General features: G+C 36.8%; 3 protein-coding genes. All 3 read right to left on the bottom strand.

Features of this window, described 5'->3' with window-relative positions:
- Positions 1-5,730 (bottom strand): AAA family ATPase (locus tag F6K22_RS21160; RefSeq protein WP_293102278.1); only part of this gene is annotated, 5,730 nt, incomplete at its 3' end.
- A 561-nt stretch (positions 5,731-6,291) separates the two neighbouring features.
- On the bottom strand, positions 6,292-7,374 hold the full coding sequence (locus F6K22_RS21155; RefSeq protein WP_293102276.1) for an amidohydrolase family protein: 1,083 nt from the start codon (positions 7,372-7,374) through the stop codon (positions 6,292-6,294).
- A gap of 220 nt (positions 7,375-7,594) precedes the next feature.
- On the bottom strand, positions 7,595-9,059 hold a 1,465-nt coding region (locus F6K22_RS21150; protein WP_293102273.1), incomplete at its 5' end, for a TOMM precursor leader peptide-binding protein.

Below are 9,059 nucleotides of genomic sequence, written 5' to 3'. Positions count from 1 at the left end.
GTTTGTCCAAGCTAATACTTCTGTTAAGACTGTTTCTGGATTACTAACTTTTTCTGTTAAGCCTTGCAATAAAGGTTGTGCTTCGTGGAGTTGAAAGCCTTTTAAGCGAATTTCTTTACTAATATTAAATGGTGTTCTTTGGGAATCTGATATTAAGTCGGATGGGGTTGCTACTCCAAATAATCCAAATGTTAAATTCTGATATTTTGGGTTAATATTCCGTTGATTATAACAGGAACGAATTAAGGCAAAAAATTCATTGACTGAGAAATTTAATGCTAGTACATTGTCAATTTCGTCTAAAAATATTACTATTTTTTTGGGAGTAATATCATTATCTATTTTGACTTCTGTTAAGATAATTTCTTCTAGAAAATGGCTAAAACGTTGCAGAGGTGAAATGTCTTTGCGGTCGTTCCACCATGCTTTTAAATTAACTTTTCCGAATAGGTCAAATGCTTGTAATAATTCTACTATTAATCCTTTATACCATTGTTCGGGGGTGACGTTATCGCTGCCGATGCGTGTCATGTCGATCGCTGCACAAACAAACTGTTCTCGTTTTAATTGGTGCATCATGCTGACCATCAGACTTGATTTTCCCATTTGACGGGGGTTGAGGATGTAGCAAAATTCTCCTTTTTTCAATGCTTTGTAAAGGTCGCGGTCTGCTGAACGCACTACATAACTGGGAGCGTTACTGGGTAAACTCCCTCCTACTTGATAGTTGTAGGTTGATGTTTCTTCTGTACTCCGGAGCAGGGCGTTTTCTACTTTGAGAATTTCTAGTTGCAAGCGTTCGGTTTCTGCTTGTTGGCGTTGGGTGATGTCTTGGAAGGCGGCTATTGCATAGACTATTTCTCCTTTTTGATTGAAGACTGGTGTTGCAGAGACTTCTAGAGGTATGAGTTTGTCTCCTTGGTTAATTGTCATGTTGTCGATGGTTGTACTTTTGCCTTTTAATGCTTGCAATATTGGTTGTTGTTCGTTGGGGTATAGTTGTTGTGTTCCTGAGAGGTATACTTGATAAGTTTGGGTAAATTGAGCTGCGGTGGTGTCAGCGATCATGCCTTTTCCTAGTATTTGTTGGGCGGTTTGGTTGGCGTAGTATGGTTTACCGTCGGCGTCTGTGACGAATACGCCAACAGGTACTGCTTCAAGAAATTGGGCGAGTCTGGTTTCATTTTCTTGTAATTGTAGATAAAGTTGGGCATTTTGGATAGAAATTGCTGCTTGAGCGGAGAGCATTTTTAATACTTCTATTCTGTCTACAGTAAATGCTTCTGTGGTTAGATTATTTTCTAAGTACAAAATCCCTCTAAGTTCGCCTTGAGACAGCAAAGGTATGCAAAGAATCGACTTTGGTTGATTGATAATAATATAAGGATCTTTCCTAAATTGCCCTTCTTGGATAGCATCATTTAAGATAACATTTTCATAAGTTCGGATAACGTAATTGACAATAGCAGTTGACAATAGGGATGTTTGGCGTTCTGTATCTATGAAATTTATAGGAATAGATTGAAGTATATAAACATCTTCAAAATCTAGATTTTTTTCTGCTTCAATTACCCAGTTACCGTTTTTGTATAAAATTAGAAACCCCTTTTGAGCACCTGCATTTTCAATGAGAGTTTTCATCAACTTTTTGAGTAACTTTTCTAATGCAATTTCACTCGAAATTGCCTGGGATGCTTTCATAACCGTAGCTATATCTAATACATCAGTTGAAGTTTCAGAAGTTGTTGAAGTATTAACAGAAATAGTTTTTCTTGTAGATGATTTTGAATCAAATAGTTCAGGATATTTATCTTCCAATTTTTCTATTTTACGTTTTGCTCCCCAAATTTGATAGCATTGATGAGATTTTTTCAGATAAATATGAGCAAATTCTTCTTTACCTTTTTCTAACCAAAACTTGCCAGCAAGTTCGTTAGCTAAAGCTTCATTTTGAATGAAATCATTTTCTCTAGCTGATGCAATTGCTTGGTCATATAAGTCTATTGCATCTTGCCATTTTCCTAAAATTCGTGCGGTCTCTGCTTCCACTAATAAGTATTGATGAAGAAAATTTTCGGGACAATTATCAGACCAAAGTTTCATCCACTTTTGATTGGCTTCCAGTTGACACAAATAGCTCTCTTTTTTCTCTGCTGAAGCTGTTGGATAAAACCAGGCAAGGGTAAGAGAATAATAAAAATTATTCATGGCAATGGAAACAGTTCCAGAAATATAATCTAGATATTTTTCTGCTTCCTGAAAATATATCAGCTCTGCTGGCTGTTCATATAAATAAAGAGTCTGGGATTTGATAATATAATATATGCAGATTGCACCGAAAGTTTGATGACTTTTGCAGGTGTCTAAATATTGTGATTCCGTAGTATTTTCTATATCAAAATCAAAATATCCACGAGTTTTTCCTAATAAATTTGAAAGCCATATTTGATATGCTAATGCAGCATCAATAACGACTTGATTTTTGGTTTGATAACCGAAGTCTAAAATTCTCAATGCTTCCTGGATTAGATAGCTGAGATTTTTTCCCTGAAAGATTAAATTGATGAAATTATAAGTGAGGCTATATCCTACAGATTGAAGTTCTCCCGATTGAAATCCAACATCTATTCCCTGATGGTTTAATTCCTCAGAGTTTTTAATATCCATTACCCAAGGCATTGCCATATTAGCGTGCATTTGAGTAGCAAATATTTTAGCATACGAATCATTAAACTTTTCACTTAGCCTCAATCCTAATAGACCAAATTCATAGCTTCTTTGATAATTGTGTAGTACATGACTATTTATGGTTGCAAAAACACTATAACCTATAAAAGATTTTTCTGTATGACCGTATTGGATATTAATATTAATTAGCTTGACCGCTATAACATACATTAGTTCTGAGTTCCAGATCCAAGCTGCTGCTAACATTTTTGTCAATAGTTTTAGTGCAGCCCTTTTTTCGGGAATATCCATCTCTGGAAGAGCGTACAAAGAACTTATTTCTCGATTTTCCAAGCTTTTATTAAAAGCTGTAACTTCCGATTCAAAAGCAAGTTTTAAATCCTGTTTTGGTAAATCTAATCCCAACATTTTCAAAGCTCTAATACCAGTTTCAATTGCATCAGAATATTTGCCAATTAAGGTAAATTGAATAATTAATAAATCGTAAAAATCTGTACATTCTATAACTGTTTTTGATTTTTCTATAGCAAGATTTATCAAATATTGAGATCCATCGAAATTACCATTCAAATATTCTGCTTCTGCCAGTTCTTTATGAAGGTCTAATGCTAGAGTATACTCATCTGACCAAATTGTTTCAGGTAGTTCTTCTAAAGCAATCTGCAAATAATCCTTTGCAGACCCATAAGCTATTGCTTCCTTAGCTCTTTTCCCTGCTTTCAAGTTTAATTTAGCTAATTCAACTCTTTCCCCAGATTCCTGAAGTAACTCTCGACCTTTATTAAGATGATCTACTAAAGTAAATATTCTGTTTTCAATTTCTTCTGCACTACTATTTCCTAGTAGCAACTTTCCAATCTTAAGATGAAGACTATTTTTCTGACGATCGTCAATTAATGAATAAGCAGCTTGTTGTACTCGGTCATGGAGGAATTTGTAATTTATCACCACCAATGATGATTCAATTGGTTCATTAGAAGTCATTTCAAATCCAGAAATTGGCTTGACTAAACCTATATTAATCGCTGGTAAGAGGTTATTAAAAGATTCTGCTACAGATTTTTCATAGATAACTGAAAGAGTGTTTAACTCAAAACTATTTCCCACACAAGCTGCTAATTTTAAAACTCCTTGGGTACTCTCAGGTAGTTTTCTCATTTGTGAAAGCATCAAATCTACTACATTGTCTGTAATAGCCAACATTTCATCAATTTTAGTAAGATTCCATTGCCAACAACCTTGTTGTCGATTAAAGATAAGTAAATTTTCTTGATAAATAGTTATCAGAAATTCATTGACAAAGAAAGGGTTGCCAAAAGTTTTACTAGCTACAAGTTGAGCTAGGGGATTGACTGTTGCTTTTGTTGACTGGAGAGTGTCTGCAATTAACTCAGACAAATCTTCAAGCTTGAGAGGCTTTAATGTTATCTGGTTAACAACTGTTCCTGCTTCCCGGAGGTGATTTAAAGACAACGTAAGAGGGTGGTTCGAGTTTACTTCATTATCTCGATAAGCTCCTATTAAAAGTAAATAGTATATTTGCTTGTTAGTTATCATTAATTCCATCAGCTTTAAACTTGCCGAGTCGGCCCATTGTAAATCGTCTAGAAAGATAACCAGGGGACAATCTCTCTCACAAAAGACTCGAATGAAGTTTTGAAATACTAAATTAAAACGATTTTGGGTTTCAGTAGCTTCTAGCTCTGGAATAGGAGGTTGAGAGCCAACAATTTGTTCTATCTCTGGGATCACATCAATAATAACTTGACCATTCACCCCAAACGCAGTCAAAAGCTTCTTTCGCCATAGAATCAATTCTGTTTCACTTTCGGTTAACAGTTGTTGTATCAGAGAACGAAATGCAGCGACTACAGCAGAATAGGGAATATTACGTTGAAATTGGTCAAACTTACCTGAGATAAAATAACCTCGTTTCTGTGTAATAGGTTTATAGATTTCCTGAACGAGTACGGATTTACCAATGCCAGAGTAACCTGCCACAAGCATCATTTCACTTTGCTTTTTTGCTACAGGAATTTTACCTTCTTCTTGACTGTCTTTAGTATTTTCCGCTTTTACTCTTTTACCTGTTACTCGCTCAAATACTGCCAGTAAAACTTTAATTTCTGGCTCTCTACCATAGAGTTTTTGCGGAATTTGGAGTTGTTCAGAAATATCTTGACGAGCTAGGGAAAAGTTGGAGATTTTGCTTGTAGTTTCTAACTGAGCTAGACATTCTTGGATGTCTGTTTTTATTCCTAAAGCACTTTGATACCGTTTTTCTGCCTTTTTCGCTAACAGTTTCATCACAATATCTGACAAAGCTTGGGGAATTTCTGGCTTGAGATGGTTGGGGAGAATTGGTTGTTGAGCAATGTGGCAATGAACTAACTCCAAAGCATCATTTGTGTCAAATGGCAATTGGTTAGTTAGCATTTGATAAAATGTTACACCAAGTGAGTAAAAATCACTTCTATAGTCAAGGTAACGGTTCATTCTCCCAGTTTGCTCTGGTGAAATATAGGCTAAAGTTCCTTCTAGGATATTGGGGTTTTTGAAAGTAGGGTTTTCACGAGTAAATGTTGTAGAAATACCAAAATCTATAATTTTTAGCTGTTTAGTCTGTGGGTTAAAAACAATATTAGATGGGTTAATATCTTTATGTATTATATTAGCTCCATGAATTTCTGTTAATATTTCACATATCTTAATTGCTAAATATAAAAATTCTGGAAGTGTCAATTTTTGGGATTTCATCAAAATCTCTAAAGACTCACCTCCAAAATCCTCCAAAAACATCACCAGGCTATTTTTATATTTGTGGAGACCGTAAGTTTTGACAACTCCTGTTATTCTTGTCAGCGATCGAGTAATTTCATATTCTTGTTTGTACCTAGTTAACTCTGAAATAGTAGGATATTCCTGCTTCAGAATTTTGAGAATTACAGGTTGTTGATTCCGTTCGAGAATGCCTCGGTAAACTAACGAGTGAGAACTTTCATAGATTTTATTCAGTATTTGATAGTCATTGGTGAGACTCATATTTAATTTTCCATTAAGTAAATAGCTGTGTTATATCATATCCAGTAGCAACAGTTAATCACCCCTAATGACCGTAGAATTATATTACCCCAAAGCCAGCGAATTTGATATTACCAGAACTTACGCAAAGGCACTATATATAGAGTCTTGGTGCGTTACGCTAGCGCTAACACACCCTACTGGATAGTTTCATCTTAAATGATGCAATAGGAAATTGGCCTGAGATTGCTTCACTATCGTTTGCTATCGCAAAGCTGCGCTAACGCAATGACAATTCTAATGCACTATTTTAGGTGAAACAGTCCACTACTGGACTGTTTCATCTTATAATGTTGCTTTATAAAAATGCTGGAATCTATTTATAGCAAGAATTTAGCCCGAAAAGCTAATGCACTATTTTAGCTGAAACAATCCACTACCAATAGAGTTCATGCGTAAGTCCTATAGGACTTACGCAAAACAACGCAATTGTGTGTCATTGCGAGCGACAGCGACGCAATCTCAAACGCCAAAAACTCGTTCCTAATGCGTAAGTCCTGTCCTAATTAAAATAGCATTTCTTCAAATTAATCCATAAAAACAAGCTGGGTTATCCCATAGAATCTTTTTGATTGTTTTTGGGGATAACTGCTCCTCTAGGGCGATAATTTGATTAACAATATCTGGGTTATGATCCATGTGAGGATAGTCTGAGCCAAAGATTAAATTATCCGAACCAATATATTGAATAATCTCAGCCAGATAAGGTTCTGATGGTTCTAGCGCAATGAAACACTGACGACGAAAATATTCTGAAGGCTTCATTTTTACGGTTTCCTCAATTTCCCATTGCAGATTTCTATATTCCTCATCCAGTCGCCATAACCAGTAAGGAAGCCATCCACAACCTGATTCCATAAAACTTATCCTCAATCTCGGATGACGCTCCAACACTCCACCTTCGATGAGAGCAAGTAATGCCATCATCTGCTCCATAGGATGAGAGCAAGCGTGCATAGCAAAACGAGTATTAAACCGATCTGCTCCGGTAGTTGGCAAGCGACTGTGAGTTCCTTCATGAATGGCTACTGCAATCCCCAGTTGCTCACATTTAGTCCAAAAAGGTTCGTAACTTGGATGACTAAGTAACCTACCTTTGACCGGATTTGGGCGGATCATTACAGCTTTCCAGCCAAATCCTGCGATTCTTTCTAATTCTGTCACCATCTCTTCCGGTGAATGTAGATTTATCAAACCTACTCCCTTGAGAATTTGTGGGTTATAGCTACAAAAGTCTTGTAACCAGTTATTGTAAGCGCGAGTAAATGCTCCAGCTAGTGCGGGTTGCATCGAATCAACTGCTAAAATCCACAATCCATAAGTTGGATAAATAAAAGAAACATCTATTCCCATTTCTTTCATTGCCCGAACATGAGATTCTGAGTCGAAACGATTGATTGCGGATACAGGATAAATCTGTGTAATTTGTTTGGTTCCAGCAACTTTCACTTCATTAGAAAGCTTGTGAACAATTACTTCATTGTCAATTTTTAAGTCTATTGATGGAGCAAAGTTCTTAAATGCTGGTTCTAGATAGTCTCTCCACATCTCGAAAGGTTCATAAACATGGGAGTCTGCATCAATAATTTGATATCCTTTCAGCATTGTTTTTAGATATTTGTTAAGGTTATACCAATTTGATAAGTCAGGACTTACGCAAATTTACTTTAAAACCACCATCTGTAGGGGCGAATGGTATTTGCCCTCGCTATATGCAGAGTCTCTGCGTAAGTCATGTAAGTGTTGGCTAAATACGAGATTGCTTCCTATCGTCGCAATGACGACTGTTCAATCGGATTCTATATTATCAATTATCCATTATCCATTACCACCAGATAGGAAATGGGTTGAGCTGTTTTTCTGGTAACGGTTCCTTTAACCAACCAAGTTGAACTGGAATCTCATACAAGCGTCCTGCTCCGAACCGTCTCCAGAAATGACGCATTCCGGGCACAATTACCTTAACCACCTTTAACCCAATATCTGGACGAGTCTGGTCTAATACCAGCATTTCCATACCTTTTTTTTCTACTAACTGCTGGCAGATTGTGATATCCTCAAGTAAGTCATCGCTCCACTCTTGAGGATAGTCGTCCCATACTTTGGGAGCCATACTTTCATCGGGAACTAGGTAAGGTTGATTTTCTAAAGTTGCTGTTTTCCACCACTCTAGGGCAAAGAAATCAGAGTAAATAGGATATCGGGTACTACCATCTGCATTGGCAGCTTGTACATTACTCAAGTTTTGGTTAACTTCAGTCAAAGCTCTGCCAATTGCTAACTTGGAATCAAAGTGAGCTGCAAAACCGTAAATAATATCTTCTTCCTTTTCCTGGCGATCGATTCTCCGGCTAATTGCAGCAAAGGTTGGTATATTAAAATCATTGGTAATATCAATAACCCAAAGATCGCGGTTGAGCTTTTGATAATAATTTTTCAGGGCGGAAAAATAGGTTTCATCAAAACTATCTAAATTGACTTCTGGTCTTTTGATACGGTTATACCACCACAAAGCAACACAGTCTCGCTCGACCAATTCCATAAAACCTTGCAAGATAGCTTCTTCTATAGTATTGCCAGCAGCAGAGCCATTAGAATTTGACCAACAATCAGCTTGAGGAGGTTTTGGATATCCTGGATAACAGTAAGCAGTAGGCAAATACTTGAATTCCCCATCTGTTAATGACCAAACTGGTGTCCAGTCTCTTTCTTCTTCTTCATCAAAGGGTTCTGGAACTTTTTGAAACTTGCTGTTAGGGTGAGATGTATTCCACTCCTCGCGGGTGTTGTATTGTTCCTGACTATAGTTCATACAGGTATTAGGATGAATAGCTCTATCTCCAAATTTCCCATAATTACCTCTTTCCCTGGGTTCATCTCCTTGAAAAACGCTAGAATATCGCTCAATAGCTTCCCCTAATGCACTTACCTTCGCCTGTAAGTCTGTTTTTCCTTTACCAACGCTCCTTCCTCCTATATTTATACGCAAATCGTCTAGATCGTCAAACATTGTGGTAAAATGATGTTTTGCCACATAAGTATGAACTAAATCATTGGCGTCTGCTAAAGATACTTTTTGTAACTCTCGAATAATTCCTGTAATGCTGCTGATATGATGCTTATTTTTCCTGAGTGTTTCTTCTGGCACACAATATCGGTGTCCGCCATCTGCTGTAAACTTTTTTTTCCGACTCCCTAACAACAGAGGTAATGGTTTTTGCATCAAGGTTGGGTCTCCACAGCAGGTACATTGGGGACGTTTTGGGATGAGATGAATTTCTGTGGATAAG

It is taken from the genome of Okeania sp. SIO2F4 (genome assembly GCF_010672385.1).
Taxonomy (GTDB): Bacteria; Cyanobacteriota; Cyanobacteriia; order Cyanobacteriales; family Microcoleaceae; genus Trichodesmium.
The sequence above is the reverse complement of the archived record's forward strand: the minus strand, read 5'-3'. Positions and strand labels throughout refer to the sequence as shown.